Genomic DNA, 17,609 nt, shown 5'->3' on the forward strand with positions numbered 1-17,609 from the left:
GTATTTGGGGCGCGTTTGTGGCGGGGCAAGCGATGCGGTTGACGGTCCGTCATGCGCTTTTTGCATAGACAATTAATGCAGCCTTGAGAGACGTTCCGATGCAATCGCCGGCGCCCCATCCGCCAACCGATACGGAAATGCCGCGGACGCTTCGGCATCGGCTGCTCACCGCGGTGCTGCATGTCTATTTCCGGCTTTCCCGCAGCATGACGTTCGGCGTGCGTGCGGCGGTGCTCAATGACCGCGGCGAGGTCTTCCTCGTCCGGCATGGCTATATCCCCGGCTGGTACCTGCCGGGCGGGGGCGTCGAGGTCGGCGAGACCATGTGGGATGCGCTGGAGCGCGAGCTCGCGGAAGAGGGCAACATCAGGATCGCCGGGCAGCCGATCCTGCACGGCATCTTCTTCAACCGCCGGATCTCGCGCCGGGATCATGTCGCGCTCTTCGTCATCCGCTCCTTCACCGTCGAAGGCATCCGGCGGCCGGACCGCGAGATCGCCGAGGCCGGCTTCTTCCCGCTCGATCGCCTGCCGGATGGGACGACGCCAGCAACAAGGCGGCGGCTGGAGGAAATCATCGCGGGCGCGCCGGCCGCGGCCGACTGGTAGGACGAAAGCGCGATGGACGGGCCGATCTGGCTCTGCTACAGGCGCCTTTCATGAGCAACGGGTACAGCCTCCGCGACCTGCGACGACCGGCGCGCTGAAAGCGCCTTCCGGCAGTGCGCCCGCACGCGCCTGCCTCCGCCGATCGCCTCTCTTGCTCTGCCTGCTGCCATGACATCCCTGCCGCTGACCATCCGCCACGAATTGCCCGTGGACTCCGCCGCCATCGAGCGCCTGCATGAGCGCGCCTTCGGCCCCGGCCGCTTCGCCCGCACCGCTTTCCGCCTGCGCGAGGGCGTGCCGCCCGATGCGGCGCTCTCCTTCGCCGCCCATGTCGGCACCTTCCTCGTTGGGTCGGTGAAAGTGACGCCCGTGCTCGCCGGCGGCCACAAGGCGCTGATGCTCGGGCCGCTGACGGTCGACCCCGCCTTCGACGGCAGGGGCATCGGGTCCGCGCTGATGAACCGCTCGATCGAGGCCGCGCGTGAGGCCGGCCACGACCTGATCATGCTGGTCGGAGACGCGCCCTACTATGCGCGCTTCGGCTTCAAGGTGCTGCCGCCGGGCCAGCTCGTTCTGCCGGGCCCGGCCGATCCGGCGCGCTTCCTGGCGCTGGAACTGGTCGAAGGCGTGCTGAACGAACGCCGCGGCGCCGTGACCTCGGCGCGCGTCATGCCTGCCGCTTGAAGCGGCGGCCGCTCTCGCCGAGCCAGCCGGCCACGAGCGCGCCGAACAGGATCGCAAGACCGATCAGCCCGACGAAGAGCGGCGAGATCTGCACGCCGCGCACGATGCCGGAATCGCTGATCCTGAGGCCGATCCAGTCATTGCCGGCGAACTGGCTGCCGGAGCGCACCGGCACGATGCGCGGAATGCTGACGCCGGAATCGCCCTCGTGCCCGATGCGGCGCGAGGAGCCGCCGGTGGCCTGTGCCAGGTTCTGGAGCGCAGCGGGGTCGCTGACGACTTCCATCAGCTCGCGCGGATTCTCGGGGCCGACGCTGGCGAAGGCGGTGAGATTGTCGGCCGTCAACCGGTAAAGGCCCTGATCGCCGGCCGGGATGCGCGCGGTGAACAGGCCTGGCCGTCCCGGCTCGAGCGTGACCGAGCGGGACTGGCCGTCGGGGCCGGTAATGGTCACGGGCGCGGGGTTGTCGCTCAATGTCTGGCGCTCGACCTCGATGGCGCCGCCGCGCGCGGTGGCGCGCAGCGCCTCCTCCTCCAGCTCCGGTTCCTTCATCAGCCAATGGCTGAGGCGGCGCAGCAGGTCGAGATAGGGGCCGCCGTCGCGGAAGCCGCGCGCCCAGAGCCAGGCATGATCCGAGAGAAAGAGCGCGACGCGGCCCTTCTGTTCGCGGGCCAGCATCAGCAGCGGCCGCTCGCCGGGCCCGGTCATGACGGGGGAGGCGCCTGCGCGCGCCTGCGCGCCGACCATGCGCAGCCATTCGCCCCAGCGCGGCGGCGAGACTTCCGAGCCCGGCAGGTCGCGGGTGACCGGGTGGCGCTTGCCGGGCTCGCTGACCTCTGCGCGATAGGCCTCATCGATGACGCTGCCGTCCGGCAGAGCGGGCAGAATCTGGCCGAGCGGGGTGCGTGCCAGCGTCTGCGATCCCGCATACTCAGGGCCGGCGGCGACGAGCAATGCGCCGCCGTCACGGACATAGCGGACGATATTCTCGAAATAGAGCAGCGGCAGGATCGACTGGTTGGCGTAGCGGTCGAAGATGATCAGGTCGAATTCCTTGATCTTGACCTGGAACAGCTCGCGCGTCGGGAAGGCGATCAGCGAGAGCTCGTTGATCGGCGTGCCATCCTGCTTCTCCGGCGGGCGCAGGATGGTGAAATGGACGAGGTCGACATTCGCGTCGGCCTTGAGGAGGTTGCGCCAGGTGCGCTCGCCCGGATGCGGCTCACCCGAGACCAGCAGCACGCGCAGCTTGTCCCGGACGCCCTCGATGGTGATGACCGCACGGTTGTTGGCGAGCGTCAGCTCGTTGTCGAGCGGCGCAGCCTCGATCTCGACGACGTTCGGCCCGCCGCGGTCGATGCGGATCGGCACCTGCACGATCTGGCCGGTCGCGACGTCGCGGCGGGCGATGATCTCGCCGTCGCGGCGGATGGTGAGACCGGCGCGGCTCGACCCGTTCTTGTCCACGACGCGCAGGCGGATGACCTGATCCTTGCCGACGATGCCGAAGCGTGGCGAATCGACGAGCACGATGCGGCGGTCAATCTCGGCATTGCGGCCGGTCGTCAGCACATGGAGCGGCGCGCGCAGGCCGAGCGCCTCGGCATTGGCAGGGGTGTCATGGGCAAGGCCATCGGTGATGGCGATGGCGCCGGCGACGCGCTCGGACGGGACATCGGCAAGGCTCGATGCCAGCGCTTCGAACAGGCGGGTGCCGTCGCTCGCTCCTTGAGCGTCGCGCAGCTCGACGATCCTGGGCTCGATATTGGGAATGCCGCGCAATTGGCGTTCGACCTCGGCCACGGCGGCGTCGGTCTGGGCGGTGCGGTCGGCGAGGCGGTTTGAGGCCGAGCGATCGACCACGATCGGAACGACGTCCTTGACCGGCTCGCGCTCCTCGAAGACCAGCGAGGGATCGGCGAGAGCCGTGGTCAGCACGATGAGCGCGAGCGCGCGCAGGATGGCGCTGCGCCCGGCAAGGACGAGCCCAGCGCCGGCGGCCAGCGCCGCCAGCACGGCAAGGCCGATCAGGAGCGGCAGCGGCACCAGCGGGGCGAAGGAAACGCTCCACATCGTCATTGTCCCAGGCGTTCGAGCAGGGCCGGAACATGGACCTGGTCGGCCTTGTAGTTGCCGGTGAGGGCATACATCACGAGGTTGATGCCGCCACGCAGCGCCATCTCGCGCTGGCGCGGATCGGCGCCGGAGAGCGGCACCAGCCCTTCTCCGCGCTTGTCGATGGCCCAGGCGGCGGCGAGGTCGTTGGCGGTGATGATGATGGGCGAGACATTGTCGCCGGCGCGTGCCGGGCGCCGGCCGTCGCTGTCGGCGGGCGGCAGCGTCTCGACCCAGGTCGAGCCGCTGTCGTAGCGGCCGACGAGTTCGTCGAGGATGTAGAAGGTCTTGGTCAGGACGTGGTCGCGCGGCAGTGGCTCGAGCTCGGGAATATCGAGCGTCTGCAGCATGCGCTTGAGCTGATCGCCTTCCGGCGTCGTGCCGCCGCCGGGACGCGCGCTCATGGCGTCGCGCGTGTCGAAGATCACGAGGCCGCCGCCCTTCATATAGGCTTCGAGCTTGCGCAGGGTTTCGGCCGAGGGGATCGGCCGACCGGCGACCACTGGCCAGTAGAGCACCGGGAAGAAGGCGAGTTCGTCGTGCTCGACATTGACGCCGACGGGGTCGCCGGGCTCCAGCGCGGTGCGCGCGCCGAGGACGATATTGAGCCCGGCGAGACCGGCCTTCGACATGTCGTCGACTGCCTTGTCGCCGGTGACGACATAGGCCAGCCGCGTCACCGCGCCATTGGCGAGAAGCGAGCGCGGGATCGGCGGGCGCGTGTCCGCTTGCGGGTTCGGCGCGGGTTGGGCCCGGACCGGATCAGGCGAGAGGCCGCCGGCCAGGGCCAGCGCGACGAGGATCGCGGCGGGGGCGGCTGCCTTGCGGGCGCGGCCGAAGCCGAGCCGCCCGCCGAGCCAGAGCGTCGCCAACGTATCGACGATCAGCAGCAGCAGGGCGAGCGTCAGGAGGGGCGGGCGGGCATCGCGAGCCACCGGCTCGTCGATCGGCAGGATCGGCGCACCGAGGCCGGCGAGGTCGAGCGCCGCCAACGTGTCGTTCGGGGTGAGAGCATTGACCGCAAGCATGCCGTCGGCCGGACCGTAGAGACCGGGCGGATGGGCGAGCGTGCCACGCCCCGCATAGTTGCGGGGCACGGGCTGGCTGGTCGCCGGCGGGGTGCGAAAGCGGCCGCTGCCATCGAGCACGCGGGTCGGCGAAAGCGTTTCGACGCGAACCTCGTCGCTCTGGGCATCCGCCGCGGGGCCGGTGCCGGCGAGGTTCACGACCCTGCGCAGCATCTCCACGAAGAGACCGGAGAGAGGCAGGTTCGACCAGGTCGTATCCGCCGTGACGTGAACCATGGCGATGAGGCCGTCGCCGCGGCGCTCGCCGGTGACGACCGGTGTTCCGTCTTCGAGCGCGGCCCAGGTCTTGCGCGAGAGATCGGCCTCGGGCTCCGCCAGGATTTGGCGGCTGACGCGAATGTCGTCGTTGATCGTCAACCCGTAGAAGGGGCTTTCGCGCGTGAAGGGCGCTAGCTTGCGGGGCGTTTCCCAGGAGAGGCCGCCGCCCAGCGTCCGGCCGCCGCGACGCAGGCGGACCGGCGTCAGATCGTCGGAGGAGGCGGCGAGGCGCGCACCGGCGAAGCGCAAGAGCACGCCGCCGCGCGTGACGAAATCGGAGACCTTGGCGCTGGTGTCGCGATCGAGCGCGCCGATATCGGCCAATACCAGGACCGAGAGATTCTGCGCGAGAAGCTCACCGACCGGGTCGGTCGAGCCCTGGCGCGGCTCGCGGACCTCGGCGAAGGGCTGGAGGGCGCGCGAGATGTAATAGGTCGGCGACAGCAGCGGCTGCGCGGTGTCGGCAGTGGCGCCGGAGACGATGCCGATCCGGCGGCGCTTGGAGCGATCGTCGAGCAGGGCGACGGCGCCCGCGCTGTTCTCGCCGAGGATCTCGAGTCGCGAGACGGCGTTGCGCACCTCGATCGGCAGGGTGAGGCGCGCCGTGGTCTGCAGGTTGGAGCCCTCGAAAATGAACGGCGTGTCGCCGAGCGGCAGACCCTTGAGGTCGAGCGCGCGGACCTGTCCGGTGGCGGGAGCGCTCGCCGTTGGGCGCAGGACCTTCACGCTGAGCGCCCCCGCGAGATTGTCGGGCGCGGCGAGGGCGAGCTGGTTCGGCGGGCCGGCATGGATCGAAAGCCGGCGTGCGTCGGCGAGTTGCTTCAGCCGGGCCTGGAAGCTGCCGTCGTCCGAAACCGCGAGGCCGTCCGAAATCCAGACGATCTCGGCTTCAGGTGCCGTCTGGAGGAAGGATTCGATGCGTGGCAGATGGGCCGCCCGGTCCGGTGCATGGGGTTGTAGGGCCAGCGCGCGCAGCCGATCGAGCGCGACGCGCGGCTCCGCCAGTGAGATGGCGGCCGGCGCCTCGGCCAGTCCGACGACGGCGACCGGACGGCCCTCGCGAGTCGCCGCAGCGATCCGCGATTCGGCCACGGTGACGCGGTCCGGCCAGTCGGCGGCGGCGCCGAAGCCGTTGTCGACGAGCATCAGGACGGGGCCGCGCAGCGGTGCACCTTCGCGCGGCGGATTCCAGATCGGGCCGGCGACGGCGAGAATGACGAGTGCGGCGACCGCCATGCGGATCGCGAGCAGCCACCAGGGCGTATGCGCCGGCAATTCCCGCTTGGCGACGAGGTCGGCCATGATCTTCAGCGGCGGGAAGTCGATGCGGCGCGGCCTCGGCGGCGTCACGCGCAGGATCAGCCAGAGCGCAGGCAGCAGGGCGAGCGCTGCCAGTGCGAGCGGGGCGGTGAAGCTCAAGGGGAGGGCGCTGAACATGGCTGCTCCCTCAAAAACCCGATGCGCCGCGCGAGGCGGCGACGAGGCTGGCGATGCGAAGCACGGCTTCGCTGGCCGGGCGGTCGGTGCGGTGAAGCGTCAGGGTCCAGCCGGCCTTGCGGCAGGCCTCCGTGATCGCGTCGCGATGGGCGGCCAAGCGCTGGCGATAGGCCTCGCCCCAGGCGCCGGCATCGCCGACGCGAAGCGTCAGCCCGTCCTCCAGATCGAAGAGCTCGGCCTGGCCGGTGAAGGGAAAGGTTTCCTCGATCGGATCGACGATCAGCAGGAGGTGGCCGCGCGCGCCTGATGACGCCATGGTAGCGATGCGCTGCGCCAGCGAGGCGGAGGGCGAGAGACCATCGGTGATGATGATGGCATCCGCCAGCCGCGGCAGTGGCTCGCCCGGCGGGAGGTCAGCCTCGCTGTCGCGGCTATCGGCGGCAATGGCCTGCGCCAGCAATTCGACGATGCGGCGCGAGGCCAGCGCCCGCGTCAGGCCGAGATGGCCGACGCGCTCGCCCCCCTCGACCATCGTCTCGGCCAGAGCGAAGCCCGCGACCAGCGCTCGATCGACCTTCGGCGCCATTGCCAGCGAGGAGGCGAAGCCCATCGAGGGCGAACGGTCGATCCAGAGCCAGATCGAGTGCGAGGCTTCCCATTCGCGCTCCCGCACAAAGAGATGGCCGTCGCGGGCCGAGCGGCGCCAGTCGATGCGCGAGGCGGATTCGCCGGCGACCAGCGGGCGGTACTGCCAGAAGGTCTCGCCCGGGCCCGAGCGGCGCCTGCCGTGGATGCCGTGGACGCTGGCGGAGACGCGGCGGGCTTCGAGGATCAGGCGGGGCAGGCGCGCGGCAAGGTCGAGCGATTCTGTCAGAACCGGCTTGGCGGGTCTCCGCTCGTTCGGGCCCAGGACGCGCGTGCGCAGCATCAACCTATCCCAGCCGTTCCACGAGCCTGCCGATGACGCGCTCGACCGTCTCGCCATCGGCGCGTGCGGCGAAGGTCAGCGCGATGCGATGCTTCAGCACGGGCAAGGCGAGCGCGGCGACATCGTCGACGGACGGTGCGAGCCGGCCCTCGACCAGCGCGCGGGCGCGCACCGCAAGCGTCAGCGACTGGCTGGCGCGCGGACCCGGCCCCCAGGCCAGCTTTTCGGTGATGGCGGCGTCGCCGTCGCCGGGGCGGGCGGAACGGACGAGGTCGAGGATCGCATCCACGACGGCGTCACCGACCGGCAGGCGCCGCACCAGGCGCTGGATCGACATCAGCGTCTCGGCCGTCATTGCCGCGGACGGCTTGTATTCGGTCGCGCCGGTGGTTTCGAGCAGGATGCGCCGCTCGGCCTCGCGATCGGGATAGCCGACATCGATCTCCAGCAGGAAACGGTCGAGCTGGGCCTCGGGCAGAGGGTAGGTCCCCTCCTGCTCGATCGGGTTCTGGGTGGCGAGAACGTGGAAGGGCGCGGGCAGATCATAGCGCTCGCCGGCGACGGTGACGTGGTGCTCCTGCATCGCCTGCAGCAGCGCGGACTGGGTGCGGGGCGAGGCGCGGTTGATCTCGTCCGCCATCAGGAGCTGCGCGAAGACCGGGCCCTTGATGAAGCGGAAATGGCGCTTGCCGTCGCTGCTCTCGTCGAGCACTTCGGAGCCGAGAATGTCGGAGGGCATCAGGTCGGGCGTGAACTGGACGCGCCGGGCGCCGAGGCCGAGCACCGTGCCCATGGCCTCGACCAGCTTTGTCTTGGCGAGACCGGGCACGCCGACCAGCAGGCCGTGGCCGCCCGCGAGCAGGGTAACGAGCGACAGATCCACCACGGCCTGCTGGCCGAAGATGACCCCGCCGATTTCCTTGCGCGCCGCACCGATGGCGCCGAGCGCGGCCTCGGCCGCCTCGACGATCCCGCTGTCAAGATCGATGGGGGAAGTGCTCTCGCTCGCGCGGGCTTGCGCCGCCATGTCGGTCTCCTTCACTGTCGCGGGCCGTTGCGCCGCCATGCGAACCGGTCGATGTGTTCCACGGTTGAATGTGGACGGGCCAACCCGGCGGCTCAAGCGCCGAATGGAATGGTACACATCATCTCGGCTTCACGATTATGTGGAGTTCAAGGCAGAAACGCGATGCAATCAATATGCCGCGGCAAGTGGAGACGGGCCTTTCGATGACGGCTCCGGGCAATGCGATGGACCGGCTGATGGCCGCGCTGGGCAGTGGGAAGGCGCGCGGATTGCCCCCTGTCGAGCGCTGGAATCCGCCGTTTTGCGGCGATCTCGACATGCGGATCGCCGCCGATGGAACTTGGCTTTATCTCGGCACGCCGATCGGCAGGCCGGCGCTGGTGAAGCTTTTCTCCTCTGTGCTCAAGCGTGAGGGCGACGATTACTTTCTCGTGACCCCGGTCGAAAAGGTCGGGATCAAGGTCGATGATGCGCCGTTTCAGGCTGTCGAAATGCAGCTCGACGGCGAAGGGGACGAACGGAGCATCGCCTTTCGGACGCAGGTCGACGATCTGCTCTGCGTCGGGCCGGAGCACCCCTTGCGTTTCCAACGGGCTGCGAAGGATGGCTTGAAGCCTTATGTCCATGTCCGTAGCGGCCTGTGGGCTCGGCTGACGCGTGCGCTGACCTATGATCTGCTTGCGCTCGGCGAGGTGCGGGAGGCCGATGGGCAGGCGATGTTCGGCGTCGCGGCGGCGGGTCGGTTCTACCCGGCGCTGCCGGCGAGCGAGATCGAAGGCATCGAGATTTGACGTGAACGGCCAAGCTTTGAACCTCAGCACCGAGGCTTTCGCCAAGCTGGCGCGCGAGCGGTTGCGCACCGAGCCGCCGGGGCTCGGTGACGTCATCGCCCGCCTCCGGGGCGACCACGAGAATCAGCCGCAGCCCGTGCCGATTCCGGACGAGAAGCGTGCAGTCCCCGCGGCTGTGCTGATCGGAATCGTGCCGCGCGCGGCCGGCCCGACCGTGCTCCTGACCCAGCGCGCTGCGGCGCTGCGCAATCATTCGGCGCAGGTCGCCTTTCCCGGTGGGCGGGTCGATGCGGTCGATGGTTCGCCGGTCGTGACCGCACTGCGCGAGACCGAGGAGGAAATCGGCCTGTCGCGTGAGCGCATCCGCACGCTGGGGTTCCTCGACGCCTATCTGACCGGAACGGGCTACCTCATCGTGCCGGTGGTGGCGCTGATCGAGCCGCCCTTCTCACTGGCGATCAACCGTCACGAGGTCGACGAGGCCTTCGAGACGCCGCTGTCCTTCCTGCTCGATCCCGCCAACCACAAGCGGGAGGGGCGTGAGTGGAAGGGGCATTTCCGCACCTACTATGCGATGCCGTTCGAGGGTCGCTATATCTGGGGTGCGACCGCCGGCATGATCCGTAACCTCTACGAACGGCTGGCCGGTTAGAATTGTCTTGCGCGGATAGCGCGCCTGGGAACAACGAAACCGATGCTGCGCGCGATCATCGAAGAGGTTCTGCTCTTCGTCCTGCCTTTCTGCGTCTTCGCGGGCTACCTCGTGGTCAAGCGGCGCAACCCGTTCGACGTCGAGCATTGGAGCCGGCACGCCTTCTGGCTCGCCGTCATCGGTCTGCTGCTGGCGATCTCGGTGCTCACCTATACCGGCTTCATCGCTCCGCGCAGCGAGGGGGCATACGAGCCGCCACATATGGAGAATGGGGTGCTCGTGCCCGGCCGGTTCAAATGACCGGGGAGCGCGAAGACGCCATCGCCAGCTTCCTGGCCGAGCCGGTTCTGGCCCGCCTCCTGAGCGCACTGAACGGGGAGGGGGAGGAAACCCGCATCGTCGGGGGCGCCGTGCGCAATCTTCTGCTCGGCGAGCCGGCGAACGACGTCGATCTCGCCACCACCGCTCTACCGCAGGAGACGATCCGGCGTGGCCGGAAGGCCGGGTTCAAGGCCGTGCCGACCGGTATCGAGCATGGCACGGTGACGCTGGTCTCGGGCGGCGCGACCTTCGAGGTCACGACGCTGCGGCGCGATGTCGAGACCGACGGGCGGCGCGCCAAGGTCGTGTTCGGGCGGGATTTTGCCGAGGATGCGCTGCGGCGCGACTTCACCATCAATGCGCTGGGGCTCGATTGCGGGGGGAAACTGCATGATTACAGCACCGGCCTTGCCGATCTGGCCGGGCGGCGCGTGCGTTTCATCGGCAAGGCGGAAACGCGCATCCGCGAGGATTATCTGCGGATCCTGCGCTTCTTCCGCTTCCATGCCCGCTACGGCGCGGGCGCGCTCGATGCGGAAGGCCTTCGTGCCTGCATCGCGGGTCGCGAGGGGCTCGCAGGCCTCTCGCGGGAGCGCGTCCGGGCGGAGTTGATGAAGCTGCTGGTTGCTCCCGGAGCCGCCGCCACGGTCGAAGCCATGGCCGGGGCCGGGCTCTTGATGCCGGTGATCGGCGCCGTGCCGCATCTCTCGCGCTTCGTTGTCATCGCCGGCGATGGCGGCGATGGCGTTCACCCGACCTTCCGGTTGGCGGCGCTGGCGGTGTCGGTTCGGGAGGATGCACCGCGCCTGCGCGAGCGGCTGCGGCTCTCGAACGAGGAATTCGACCGGATCGACCGGATCGCGCTGGCGCTGGAAGGGCTGGGCGGACAGGCGAGGCTGCCGTCGCTGGCGCGGCTGCGTCAGATCGCCGACCGCGCCGGAGCCGATGCTGGCGCGGCAGCCCTCGTTTTGCTGACGGCCTCGGCGGGCGAGGAAGCCGGCATCGACGTTCAGGACCTCATCGGGCAACTGGCCGGGACACCCGTCTTCCTGCCGCGAGGGCAGGATGCGCTCGCCCGCGGCGTACCGAAAGGCGAGCGGATCGGGCAGATCCTCGCGGAGGCACGCCGGCTCTGGATCGAGGCCGGGTGTCCGGCCGATGCCGAAGCGCAGTTCGAACTGCTCGATGCGGCCAGCCGGCAGATGCTGGCTTAGGGCCAGCGCACCGTCGGCGGCATCGAAGACAGGATCGAATCGACATTGCCGCCGGTCTTCAGCCCGAAGATCGTGCCACGGTCGTAGAGCAGGTTGAACTCGACATAGCGGCCACGCCGGACCTGCTGCTCATGGCGCTCGGCCTCGGTCCAGGGCTTGCCGATATTGCGGCAGAGTACGTTGGGATAGATGTCGAGGAAGGCCTCTCCCACCGCCTTGGTGAAGGCGAAATCGGCTTCGACGTCGCCGGTCCAGACATAATCGTAGAAGATGCCGCCAATGCCGCGCGGCTCGTTGCGGTGCTTCAGGTAGAAGTACTCGTCGCACCACTGCTTGAAGCGGGAATAATCCGCCACGGCCGGGAAGTTGTCGCAGGGCCGGCGCATCGCGGCGTGGAAATCCCGCGAATCCAGGTCGTCCTGGTTGCGGCGGGCATTCAGTACCGGCGTCAGATCGGCACCGCCGCCGAACCAGGGCTTGGTGGTGACGACGAAGCGCGTGTTCATGTGCACGGTCGGCGCGTGCGGGTTCCAGGGATGGGCGATCAGCGAGATGCCCGTGGCGTGAAAGCGCGGATCATCCGAGGCGCCGGGGATCTGGGCCGCGAAATCCGGGTGAAAGCTGCCATGGACGGTGGAGACATGGACGCCGACCTTCTCGAAGACACGGCCCTTCATGATCGACATGACGCCGCCGCCGCCGGGAGCGCCGTCGTGATTGGTGCGCTGCCAGGGCGTGCGGACGAAGCGGCCGGGCCGGTCGGTCTCGGCAGGGAACGGGCCCGCCGCCTCGTCCTCGACCTCCTCGAAGGCCGCGCAGATCCGGTCGCGGAGATTCTCGAACCAGGCCGCCGCGCGGGGCTTCATCGCCTCGATGACAGCCGTATCGGCGGGCGCAGCTTCAACGGGCTTCGGTCTGTTCATGGTCGTGTCCATCACGGCGCGGAAAGCCGCCTGTCTGTCGCAACGCCTCGCCCATTACCATCGCAGCCGCAAGCGCGACATTGAGCGATCGCAAAGCCGGGCGCATCGGGATGTGAAGGCTCGCATCGGCCGCAGCCTGCACCGCGGGCGTGACGCCGGCCGATTCGCGCCCGACAAGGACGATGTCGCCGGGCTGGAAGACGAAATCCGGCAGCGGGGTCGCGCCGTCCGTCTCGGCGAGGACGAGGCGGTGCCCGGCGTCACGCCGCCACTGGTCGAAGGCCGCGAAGGAATCGTGGCGGGAGACGGCGGCGCGCTCGAGATAATCCATGCCTGAACGGCGGAAATGCCGATCCGAGACGTCGAAGGCGGCGGGCTCGACGATATCGACGGCGATGCCGAGACAAGCGGCCATGCGGATCATCGTGCCGGCATTCTGCGGGATGTCCGGCTGGAACAGGGCGAGACGCAACATGGCCCTGTCATGCGGTGACGCCCGGATATGCGTCAAGCAGGCTGGCCATTCGCGCAGGCGGGGGCCATATGCCTCGAAACCGTCGTGATGCCGCTCCAGGGGAAGGCAGACATGTTCGCTCCGCTCTTCCGCTGGCTCGAAAGCCGAATCGACGTCTTCGCTCCCTTCGACGAGCAGGAGACGCCGCCGCATGGCGTCTGGCCCTTCATGTGGCACCACATCAAGGGTGTGAAGGGCTGGATGGCGGCGATCATGATCACCGGCCTCGGCTTCAGCGGCATCGAGGCGGCGATGTATCTGATGGTCGGCTGGTTCGTCGATCTGCTTTCGACGCAGTCGCCGCAGACGATCTTCCGGGATCATGGCTGGCTGCTTGCGAGCGCCGCCTTCCTGCTCGTGGTCGTCAGGCCGCTGATCTATTTCGCCAACCACGCCATCGTCGATCAGGTCGTGGTGCCGCAGATCACCAACCAGATCCGCTGGCGCAATCATGTCTACACGCTCGGCCATGCGCTGGGTTACTTCCAGAACGATTTCGCAGGACGCCTTTCCGCCCGCGTCATCCAGGCCGGGCAGTCGATCCGCGGCGCGACGATCGAGGTCATCGACGATCTCTGGTACGCGCTGGTCTTCGCCACGGTCGCGATCGGCTTTTTCGGCAAGACCAGTCTCTGGCTCGCCCTGCCGGTCGTCGTCTGGCTCGGCGCCTATGTCTCGCTGCTCATCTACTTTGTACCGCGCGCCAAGAAGCGCTCGGAGGCGAATTCCTTCGGCCGTTCGACCACGACCGGGCGCATCGTCGATTCCTATACCAATATCCTGACGGTGAAGCTGTTCGCGCGCGCCGATGCCGAGCGCTCCGCCGTCCGCGACTCGTTGACGCGGTGGAACGCCTCCTTCCTCAACCTGTCTCGGCTGATCACCGGCGTCAGTGTGATCCTGCAGACGATGAACAGCCTGCTCGTCGTGGCGACGGCCTGGCTGGCGCTGCTGCTCTGGAGCCAAGGCGAGATGACGCCGGGCGCGGTCGCGGCCGCGATCGGCCTAGTGCTGCGCCTCGTGCAGATGTCGGGCTGGCTGATCCATCTCGTGCGCGGCATTTTCGAGAACATCGGCTCGGTGCAGGAGAGCATGGAGACCATCGCCAAGCCGCATGATCTGCGCGACGCGCCGGATGCGCAGCCGCTCGTCGTCGACAAGGGAGCGATCAGCTTCGAGAATATCCGCTTCAACTACGGCCGGGGCGCCGGGCTGTTCGAGGGGCTCGATCTCAAGATCGAGCCGGGCGAGCGGGTCGGTCTGGTCGGACCGTCCGGCGCCGGCAAGTCGACGCTGGTGAACCTGCTGCTCCGGCTCTATCCGCTCGAGAGCGGGCGCATCCTGATCGACGGGCAGGACATCGCCCATGTCACGCAGGACAGCCTGCGGGCGCAGATCGGCATGGTGACGCAGGACAATTCGCTGCTGCATCGCTCGATCGGCGACAACATCGCCTACGGCAGGATCGGCGCGAGCGAGGACGAGATCGCCGCGGCCGCGCGACAGGCGGCGGCGCATGACTTCATCCTCGGGCTCGGCGACCAGGACGGGCGCCAGGGCTTCGATTCGCGCGTCGGCGAGCGCGGCGTGAAGCTCTCGGGCGGCCAGCGCCAGCGCATCGCCATCGCCCGCGTGCTGCTCAAGGACGCGCCGATCCTGATTCTCGACGAGGCGACCTCGGCTCTCGATTCAGAGGTCGAGGCAGCGATCCAGCAGCAGCTCGCGGCGCTGATGCAGGGCAAGACCGTGATCGCGATCGCGCATCGGCTTTCGACGATCGCCGCGCTCGACCGGCTGATCGTGCTCGATCAGGGGCGGATCGTGGCCACCGGAAGCCATGAGGAGTTGATCCGGCGCGGCGGGCTCTACGCCCGGCTCTGGGCGCGGCAATCGGGTGGCTTCCTCGCTGCCGCGGATCCGGAAAAGCTCACGGTCTGAGGTCCCCGCCTGCGAACTGTGCGCCATGCATGGGCGGGTGGTTCGCGACAGTAGACTTCGTCCAATCTGCATGTCAAAGAGCCCGAGGTGACGCACCGCCGCATTGCGGCGGTCGCGGCGCGCCCCTATGAGGGCGAGAGGCGACAATTTCGAGCTGTTCCAGCTCGCAAGACGTGCAAGAGGATTGGATCGTGGCGAACGCGACCGATACATCGACCGGAACAACCCGCCGCGATTTCCTGATGCTTACGACCGGGGCCGCAGGCGCCGTCGGCATCGGCGCTGTCATCGTCCCCCTGATCAGCCAGCTCGCTCCCGATGCGCAGACCGTCGCTGCCGGCGCGCCGATCGATCTCGATCTGACGCCGATCGCCGAGGGCCAGTCGATCAAGCTGTTCTGGCGCGGCAAGCTGATCTTCGTGCGCCATCGCACCAAGAAGGAGGTCGACGAGGCTCTCGCCGTCGATATCGCGACGCTGCGCGATCCGCAGACCGATCAGCAGCGCACCAAGCCCGGGCACGAGCGCTTCCTTATCGTCTATGGCAACTGCACCCATCTCGGCTGCGTGCCGCTCGGCAACGCTCCCGGCGAGCCGAAGGGCGATTATGACGGCTGGTTCTGCCCCTGCCACGGCTCGCACTACGATTCCTCCGGCCGCATCCGCAAGGGCCCGGCACCGCTCAACCTGCCGGTTCCGCCCTACGCCTTCACGGCGGATACCAAGATCAAGATCGGCTGAGCAATGCGCTCGACGCTTTCCCGCCAAGATGAGACAGCCTTGAGGCATTCTTCATGAGTGGTCACAGTTCCTACGTTCCGAAGACCGGCATCGAACGCTGGCTCGACGCCCGCCTGCCGATCATCCGCCTGGCTCATGATTCGGCCGTCTCCTATCCGGTGCCGCGCAACCTGAACTATCTCTGGACGTTCGGCGGCATCCTGGTGTTCATGCTGGTGGCGCAGATCATCACCGGCGTCATCCTGGCGATGCACTACACCGCCAACTCCATGCTGGCGTTCAACTCCGTCGAGCACATCATGCGCGACGTGAACTATGGCTGGTTGCTGCGCTATCTGCATTCGAACGGCGCCTCGATGTTCTTCGTCGCCGTCTACGTGCACATCTTCCGCGGCCTCTACTACGGCTCGTACAAGGCGCCGCGCGAGGTGCTCTGGATCCTCGGCGTGGTCATCTTCCTCCTGATGATGGCGACGGCCTTCATGGGCTATGTGCTGCCCTGGGGCCAGATGTCCTTCTGGGGCGCCACCGTCATCACCAACCTGTTCTCGGCGCTGCCGGTGATCGGCGAGACGATCGTCACCTTCCTGTGGGGCGGCTACTCGGTCGACAACCCGACGCTGAACCGCTTCTTCTCGCTGCACTATCTGCTGCCGTTCATGATCTTCGGCGTCGTCGTGCTGCACATCTGGGCGCTGCATGTCGTCGGGCAGAACAACCCGTCGGGCGTCGAGGTGAAGAACGTCGAGAAGGACACCGTGCCCTTCACGCCCTATGCGACCGTGAAGGACATCTTCGGCATGGTCGTGTTCATGATCCTGTTCTCCTGGTTCGTGTTCTATCAGCCGAACTTCCTGGGCCACGCCGACAACTACATCCCGGCGAACCCGGCCGCGACGCCGGCGCACATCGTCCCCGAATGGTACTTCCTGCCGTTCTACGCGATCCTGCGCGCCATCCCCGACAAGCTCGGCGGCGTGCTGGCCATGGGCTCGGCCATCGTCGTGCTCGCCTTCCTGCCCTGGATCGACACCTCCAAGGTCAAGTCGATGACCTATCGTCCGATCGCGCGTCAGCTCTTCTGGGTCTTCGTCCTGGTCTGCATCGGCCTGGGCTATCTCGGCGCCATGCCGGCGGAAGGTGGCTACGTCATCGCCTCGCAGATCTTCACCGTGCTGTATTTCGGCTTCTTCGTCGCGCTCTTCGTCGTCGGCCTGTTCGAGCGGCCCAAGGCGCTGCCGACCTCGATCGCCGATGCCGTGCTCGCCGCTTCCGCCAAGAACGGCTCGGCGGCGCGCATCGCGACCGCCACCGCTGCCGAACCGAACGTCAAGGGCTGACGGAACCATGAGCAGAACATCGTTTCGTCTGGCCCTGACCGGGCTCGCCGCCGGCCTGTCGCTGGCGCTCTTCCAGCCGGCGGCGCAGGCGGCCGAGGGTGCGCCTCATCCGCCGGCACTCAACTGGTCGTTCGCCGGCCCCTTCGGCAAGTTCGACCGGGCCCAGCTGCAGCGCGGCTTCAAGGTCTACAAGGAAGTCTGCGCGAGCTGCCATGGCGCGAGCCTGGTTGCCTTCCGCAACCTCTCGCAGCCTGGCGGCCCCGAGTTCACGCCCGGGCAGGTCGCCGCGCTTGCCGCGACCTATCAGATCAAGGACGGCCCGAACGACCAGGGCGAGATGTTCGACCGGCCGGGCCGGGCGGCCGACCGCTTCCCGTCGCCCTTCCCGAACGAGCAGGCGGCGCGCGCAGCCCAGGGCGGCGCCTATCCGCCGGACTTCTCGGTTCTGGCCAAGGCCCGCACCTATGTTCGTGGCTTCCCGACCTTCATCTTCGACATGTTCACCCAGTATCAGGAGCAGGGGCCGGACTACATCCATGCGCTGATGGTGGGCTATGAGGAGCCGCCTGCCGGCGTCACGCTCCTGCCGGGGCAGAACTACAACAAGTATATGCCGGGTCACCTGATCGCGATGCCGAAGCCGCTTTCGGACGGGCAGATCGAGTACCCCAAGGGCCCGGACGGCAAGTCGCCGGTGCCGGAGACGGTCGACCAGTACGCGCGTGACGTCGCAGCCTTCATGGTCTGGATGGCTGAGCCGCATCTGGAAGCGCGCAAGCGCTTGGGCATGCAGGTCATGCTCTTCCTCGTGGCCTTCTCGTTCCTGCTCTACTACACCAAGAAGAAGGTGTGGTCGCGCATGCCGGACGGCTCGCCCGCTCACTGAGTGCTCAACAACGATCCTGCGAAAGGCCCCGGAGACGGGGCCTTTTTGCTATCCGGCCGTCATTCTCGGGCGAAGCGAAGCGCAGATCCGCGAAACGCGGGCAGGCAGAGATGCCGAAGCCTCCTCGGCAGAAGATGCTCGGGT

General features: G+C 68.0%; 16 protein-coding genes. 10 read left to right on the forward strand and 6 right to left on the reverse strand.

Annotated elements, in window-relative coordinates:
* Nucleotides 1–137 precede the first annotated feature (137 nt).
* Nucleotides 138–608, forward strand: a complete 471-nt coding sequence (locus AC1DNE_RS00565) for an NUDIX domain-containing protein (RefSeq protein WP_441469915.1) — start codon at nt 138–140, stop codon at nt 606–608.
* Nucleotides 609–776: 168 nt separating this feature from the next.
* Complete coding sequence (locus tag AC1DNE_RS00570; RefSeq protein WP_441469914.1) at nt 777–1,292, forward strand: GNAT family N-acetyltransferase; 516 nt, start codon at nt 777–779, stop codon at nt 1,290–1,292.
* Here AC1DNE_RS00570 and AC1DNE_RS00575 read toward each other — a convergent pair.
* Genes AC1DNE_RS00575 through AC1DNE_RS00590 form a run of 4 tightly spaced genes read right to left on the reverse strand, consistent with a single transcriptional unit; the run spans nt 1,276 to nt 8,146 of the window.
* On the reverse strand, nt 1,276–3,366 hold the full coding sequence (locus tag AC1DNE_RS00575; protein WP_476840875.1) for a hypothetical protein: 2,091 nt from the start codon (nt 3,364–3,366) through the stop codon (nt 1,276–1,278). The two genes, AC1DNE_RS00570 and AC1DNE_RS00575, sit on opposite strands and share 17 nt — an antisense overlap.
* Nucleotides 3,367–3,368: 2 nt before the next feature.
* The gene (locus AC1DNE_RS00580; RefSeq protein WP_441469912.1) at nt 3,369–6,191 is read right to left on the reverse strand and encodes a DUF4159 domain-containing protein; all 2,823 of its coding nucleotides are present in this window, start codon (nt 6,189–6,191) and stop codon (nt 3,369–3,371) included.
* A 10-nt stretch (nt 6,192–6,201) separates the two neighbouring features.
* A complete protein-coding gene (locus tag AC1DNE_RS00585; RefSeq protein WP_441469911.1) occupies nt 6,202–7,119 on the reverse strand; it encodes a DUF58 domain-containing protein in 918 nt (305 codons plus the stop codon).
* Between the two features lie 4 nt (nt 7,120–7,123).
* Entirely contained in the window at nt 7,124–8,146 is a 1,023-nt protein-coding gene (locus AC1DNE_RS00590) for an AAA family ATPase (RefSeq protein ID WP_476765024.1), read from the reverse strand.
* A gap of 203 nt (nt 8,147–8,349) precedes the next feature.
* Here AC1DNE_RS00590 and AC1DNE_RS00595 point away from each other — a divergent pair, with 203 nt between their 5' ends.
* Genes AC1DNE_RS00595 through AC1DNE_RS00610 form a run of 4 tightly spaced genes read left to right on the forward strand, consistent with a single transcriptional unit; the run spans nt 8,350 to nt 11,124 of the window.
* A complete protein-coding gene (locus tag AC1DNE_RS00595; RefSeq protein ID WP_476765025.1) occupies nt 8,350–8,937 on the forward strand; it encodes a DUF1285 domain-containing protein in 588 nt (195 codons plus the stop codon).
* Between the two features lies 1 nt (nt 8,938).
* Nucleotides 8,939–9,589, forward strand: a complete 651-nt coding sequence (locus AC1DNE_RS00600; RefSeq protein WP_476765026.1) for a CoA pyrophosphatase — start codon at nt 8,939–8,941, stop codon at nt 9,587–9,589.
* Between the two features lie 42 nt (nt 9,590–9,631).
* Nucleotides 9,632–9,889, forward strand: coding sequence for a DUF6111 family protein (locus AC1DNE_RS00605; protein WP_476765027.1), 258 nt, complete (start codon nt 9,632–9,634; stop codon nt 9,887–9,889).
* Nucleotides 9,886–11,124 (forward strand): CCA tRNA nucleotidyltransferase, encoded by a 1,239-nt coding sequence (locus AC1DNE_RS00610; RefSeq protein ID WP_441469906.1) that lies wholly within the window; start codon nt 9,886–9,888, stop codon nt 11,122–11,124. Before AC1DNE_RS00605 ends, AC1DNE_RS00610 begins: the two co-directional genes overlap by 4 nt.
* Here AC1DNE_RS00610 and hemF read toward each other — a convergent pair.
* The gene (gene hemF, locus AC1DNE_RS00615) at nt 11,121–11,990 is read right to left on the reverse strand and encodes an oxygen-dependent coproporphyrinogen oxidase (protein ID WP_441470037.1); all 870 of its coding nucleotides are present in this window, start codon (nt 11,988–11,990) and stop codon (nt 11,121–11,123) included. The genes AC1DNE_RS00610 and hemF overlap by 4 nt on opposite strands.
* Before the next feature lie 34 nt (nt 11,991–12,024).
* Entirely contained in the window at nt 12,025–12,522 is a 498-nt protein-coding gene (locus AC1DNE_RS00620) for a tRNA (cytidine(34)-2'-O)-methyltransferase (RefSeq protein WP_441469905.1), read from the reverse strand.
* Between the two features lie 111 nt (nt 12,523–12,633).
* Here AC1DNE_RS00620 and AC1DNE_RS00625 point away from each other — a divergent pair, with 111 nt between their 5' ends.
* The 4 genes from AC1DNE_RS00625 (at nt 12,634) to AC1DNE_RS00640 (ending at nt 17,465) form a co-directional block, all read left to right on the forward strand.
* On the forward strand, nt 12,634–14,499 hold the full coding sequence (locus AC1DNE_RS00625) for an ABC transporter ATP-binding protein (RefSeq protein WP_441469904.1): 1,866 nt from the start codon (nt 12,634–12,636) through the stop codon (nt 14,497–14,499).
* A gap of 191 nt (nt 14,500–14,690) precedes the next feature.
* Complete coding sequence (gene petA, locus AC1DNE_RS00630; RefSeq protein ID WP_441469903.1) at nt 14,691–15,239, forward strand: ubiquinol-cytochrome c reductase iron-sulfur subunit; 549 nt, start codon at nt 14,691–14,693, stop codon at nt 15,237–15,239.
* Between the two features lie 53 nt (nt 15,240–15,292).
* Complete coding sequence (locus tag AC1DNE_RS00635; protein WP_441469902.1) at nt 15,293–16,579, forward strand: cytochrome b; 1,287 nt, start codon at nt 15,293–15,295, stop codon at nt 16,577–16,579.
* A 7-nt stretch (nt 16,580–16,586) separates the two neighbouring features.
* Nucleotides 16,587–17,465: a cytochrome c1 gene (locus tag AC1DNE_RS00640; RefSeq protein WP_441469901.1), complete on the forward strand. Its 879-nt coding sequence runs from the start codon at nt 16,587–16,589 to the stop codon at nt 17,463–17,465.
* Nucleotides 17,466–17,609 lie beyond the last annotated feature (144 nt).

It is taken from the genome of Allobosea sp. 05L423 (genome assembly GCF_056397745.1).

Excerpts from the sequence above, each read along its gene's own strand:
- AC1DNE_RS00565 (WP_441469915.1), top strand. The coding sequence starts at position 138 with ATGCCGCGGACGCTTCGGCATCGGCTGCTCACCGCGGTGCTGCATGTC.
- AC1DNE_RS00570 (WP_441469914.1), top strand. The coding sequence starts at position 777 with ATGACATCCCTGCCGCTGACCATCCGCCACGAATTGCCCGTGGACTCC.
- AC1DNE_RS00575 (WP_476840875.1), bottom strand. The coding sequence starts at position 3,366 with ATGTGGAGCGTTTCCTTCGCCCCGCTGGTGCCGCTGCCGCTCCTGATC.
- AC1DNE_RS00580 (WP_441469912.1), bottom strand. The coding sequence starts at position 6,191 with ATGTTCAGCGCCCTCCCCTTGAGCTTCACCGCCCCGCTCGCACTGGCA.
- AC1DNE_RS00585 (WP_441469911.1), bottom strand. The coding sequence starts at position 7,119 with ATGCTGCGCACGCGCGTCCTGGGCCCGAACGAGCGGAGACCCGCCAAG.
- AC1DNE_RS00590 (WP_476765024.1), bottom strand. The coding sequence starts at position 8,146 with ATGGCGGCGCAAGCCCGCGCGAGCGAGAGCACTTCCCCCATCGATCTT.
- AC1DNE_RS00595 (WP_476765025.1), top strand. The coding sequence starts at position 8,350 with ATGACGGCTCCGGGCAATGCGATGGACCGGCTGATGGCCGCGCTGGGC.
- AC1DNE_RS00605 (WP_476765027.1), top strand. The coding sequence starts at position 9,632 with ATGCTGCGCGCGATCATCGAAGAGGTTCTGCTCTTCGTCCTGCCTTTC.
- AC1DNE_RS00610 (WP_441469906.1), top strand. The coding sequence starts at position 9,886 with ATGACCGGGGAGCGCGAAGACGCCATCGCCAGCTTCCTGGCCGAGCCG.
- hemF (WP_441470037.1), bottom strand. The coding sequence starts at position 11,990 with ATGAAGCCCCGCGCGGCGGCCTGGTTCGAGAATCTCCGCGACCGGATC.
- AC1DNE_RS00620 (WP_441469905.1), bottom strand. The coding sequence starts at position 12,522 with ATGTTGCGTCTCGCCCTGTTCCAGCCGGACATCCCGCAGAATGCCGGC.
- AC1DNE_RS00625 (WP_441469904.1), top strand. The coding sequence starts at position 12,634 with ATGTTCGCTCCGCTCTTCCGCTGGCTCGAAAGCCGAATCGACGTCTTC.
- AC1DNE_RS00635 (WP_441469902.1), top strand. The coding sequence starts at position 15,293 with ATGAGTGGTCACAGTTCCTACGTTCCGAAGACCGGCATCGAACGCTGG.
- AC1DNE_RS00640 (WP_441469901.1), top strand. The coding sequence starts at position 16,587 with ATGAGCAGAACATCGTTTCGTCTGGCCCTGACCGGGCTCGCCGCCGGC.